Origin of the sequence: Tabrizicola sp., from assembly GCF_016793705.1 — a bacterium.
Taxonomy (GTDB): Bacteria; Pseudomonadota; Alphaproteobacteria; order Rhodobacterales; family Rhodobacteraceae; genus Tabrizicola.
The window spans coordinates 1-2,977 of the sequence record NZ_JAEULO010000004.1 but is presented as its reverse complement, the minus strand read 5'-3'; the positions used below and the strand labels follow the sequence as shown (position 1 = coordinate 2,977).

2 protein-coding genes and 1 pseudogene are annotated in these 2,977 nt (G+C 63.9%); 2 read left to right on the top strand and 1 reads right to left on the bottom strand.

Annotated elements, in window-relative coordinates:
• Window positions 1–193, top strand: a pseudogene (locus tag JNJ68_RS01175) (integrase); the annotation flags it as partial.
• A gap of 269 nt (window positions 194–462) precedes the next feature.
• On the opposite strand, the gene JNJ68_RS01170 reads toward JNJ68_RS01175, so the two are convergent.
• Window positions 463–1,341, bottom strand: coding sequence for a LysR family transcriptional regulator (locus JNJ68_RS01170; protein ID WP_294977961.1), 879 nt, complete (start codon window positions 1,339–1,341; stop codon window positions 463–465).
• A gap of 101 nt (window positions 1,342–1,442) precedes the next feature.
• Between JNJ68_RS01170 and JNJ68_RS01165 the strand changes: the two genes are divergently transcribed.
• Window positions 1,443–2,977 (top strand): AMP-binding protein (locus tag JNJ68_RS01165; protein ID WP_294977958.1); only part of this gene is annotated, 1,535 nt, incomplete at its 3' end.

Genomic DNA, 2,977 nt, shown 5'->3' with positions numbered 1-2,977 from the left:
GATCGGGCTTGAACCGAGCGCCTATGGCACCCATTCGATGCGACGCACAAAGGTCGCCCAGATCTACAAGAAGACAGGCAACCTGCGCGCTGTTCAACTTTTGCTCGGGCATACCAAGATGGACAGCACTGTTCGCTATCTTGGGGTCGACCTGGACGATGCGCTGTCCTTGTCAGAAGGGATCGATCTGTAACAACCCAGCAGACCGGCGTGCCATGCGCCGGTCGGCCCATAGCAGACGGTCATCCGTGCCAATCTTCAGCCATTCTGTGCCAAGAAGGTCAAAACTCGGTTGGTTTGAGGCCGCCACGGCCGAAGCCTTTTGTGGCGGCCTGTAAGCGTTAGCGTGAAAGAACAGCTCGCATGACCCTCAAAAGGCACTTCATCGGTTATGCCAAGAGAGTTTCGTTTCGCCAGCAGACATGGCGGTCCGGACGAAGCAAGAGACAGCCGCTGTCGCCGCTATTGCGCACGCAGGGCCGATGCGAGGTGTGCGACAGTCGGGGGTGCGTTGGTGCGCAGATGCACGAAAGACAGCCTCAGGCGCACCGGAAGATCTGTGACGTCCAAGAAACGCACTGACGGCGGCTGGCGCCACCTTTGGCAGGAATTGACAAGCGCCACCCCGGCCCCGGTCGAGACGAGCGCCAGCATGTCGGTCTCGTTCGTCATCTCGGCCACAAAGTTCGGTGCAAAATGCGCGCCGTGAAAGGCTGCGGTCAGATCGTCATGATAGGTCGGGCTGACGCGGCGCTGAAAGCCTACGAAGTTCAGGCGCGACAGATCGGCAAGCCGGACCGAGTCCCGCCCGGCCAGCGGCGAGTCATGTGGGACGGCCAGCATGACCGAGTGGCTTTCAAGTTCGGTCGAGACGAGGTCCTCGTCCTCCGGAGGGTTATAGACCAGTGCCGCGTCGATTTCGCCCTGACGCAGGGCATTCAACTGGGCACCGGTCGGCATGGCAGAAAGGCTCAGCCGGACGCCGGGAAACTGATCCCGGAAGCGCCGGATGCCGTTTGGCACCAGACCGTGCCAGCCCGCCACCTCGATGAACCCAAGTCGCAGATGGCCGGATGTCCCGGTGGCCGCCGCCCGGGCGGCCTCGAGCGACTGCTGCATCTCGGCGCGCAGCCGCCGGGCGTGGGTCAGAAACACCCGGCCCGCATCATTGAGCCGGACGCCGCGCGGGAGACGTTCAAACAAAGGCGTGCCGATTTCAGCTTCCAGCAGCTTGACCTGACGGCTCAGGGCCGGTTGCGCGATGCGCAGGCGCTTGGACGCCTTGCCGAAATGCTCGGCCTCAGCAATGGCGATGAAATAGATGACCTGCCGGAATTCCATGTCATTTGATACCAATCGGCGATCAACATGGCAACTGGATTGAATTGGATTGTATCAGACTGCAGCTCTAAGCTGATCTTCGCAACAGCATGGACCAAGCCGTGACCACGAACGTCCTCTCCCCCTACAAGGCCTTTTGCCAAAGCGCGGCAGCTTATCCCGCACGCGATTTTGTGCGTGTGCCTGCGGCGGCAAAGGCACCCTGGGCAGCCGAGGGCTATGTGATCAGCTATGCCGCGGCCGCAGAGCAAGTCGAAGTCTTGCGTGCGGCCTATGTTGCGGCAGGCTACGGCCGGGGCAGCCGCGTCGCCTTCATGCTGGAAAACCGTCCCGAGTTCCTGCTGCACTGGCTGGCGCTGAACGCCATCGGTGCCTCGATCGTGCCGCTGAACGCCGAGATGCGACCCGAAGAGCTGGCCCATCAGATGCAGGTGTCGGGGGCCGAACTGTTTGTTTCTGTTGAAGAGTTCACCGGGCTTTTGTCCGCCGCGATTCCCGCCCAGGTGCCCGTCTCCCTGCTGAACGCCGCACTCCCATCGGCGAAACAGCCAAGGGCCCCTGGCGAAGGTCTGCCGGAGGATGAAGCAGCTTTGCTCTTCACCTCCGGCAGCACCGGGAAACCCAAGGCCTGCATCCTGTCGAACCTGTATTTCGCGGTGATCGCCGATTGGTATCGCGGGTTGCCCGGGATTGCCGGGGTCACCGGCGGGCCGGTCGCCATGACGCCCTTGCCCTTTTACCATATGAACGCGCTGGCCTGCACGGCGGGCGGGATCATGGCGGCGGGCGGCACCATTGTGCCACTGGACCGCTTTCACCCCAAGAGCTGGTGGCGCAGCGTGGCCGAAAGCGGTGCGACGCTGGTGCATGGTCTGGGGGTGATCCCGGCGATCCTGCTGCAACTGCCGCCCCGCACGGATGACCGGGCGCACCAGGCCCGCGCGATCTTCAGCCCCGGTGTCGATGCCGCCCACAAGACAGCGTTTGAGGCCCGGTTCGGCCTGCCGATCCTGGAAGGCTGGGCCATGACCGAAACCGGCGGCGCGGCCGTGACCGACACCAGCGGCCTGACCGGCCCCTTGGCTCCCCGCTGCATCGGGCGGCCCCGGGGAACGGTGCTGTGGCGGATCGTCGACGAGGCCGGGCAAGACGCCCCGCTGGGCGAGTTGATCCTGAAGGCGCCGGGAGAGGACCCGCGCCGGGGGTTCTTTTCGGGTTATCTGGGCGATGACGAGGCGACCGAAGCCGCCTGGGACGGCGGCTGGTTCCATACCGGCGATATTATCCGGGTGGATGACGCGGGGCTCTTCTACTTTGTCGACCGCAAGAAAAGCATCGTGCGCCGCTCGGGCGAAAACATCTCGGCGCTGGAAGTTGAGGCGGCACTGATGGACGACCCCGCCGTTCGGTCTGCGGCGGTCACGCCGGTTCCGGACCCGCTGCGGGGTGAAGAGGTCTTTGCTTTCGTCGTGCCTGCCGAACCTCTGCCGGGAAGCAGTTTCGCGGCGGACCTGTTGCAGCGCCTGACCCAGAGGCTGTCCTACCACAAGCTGCCGGGCTATCTGGCGCTGGTCGATGAATTGCCGCTGGGCAGCACGCAAAAGGTGCTGCGCGGTCAGGTCAAAAGCGATGCGGC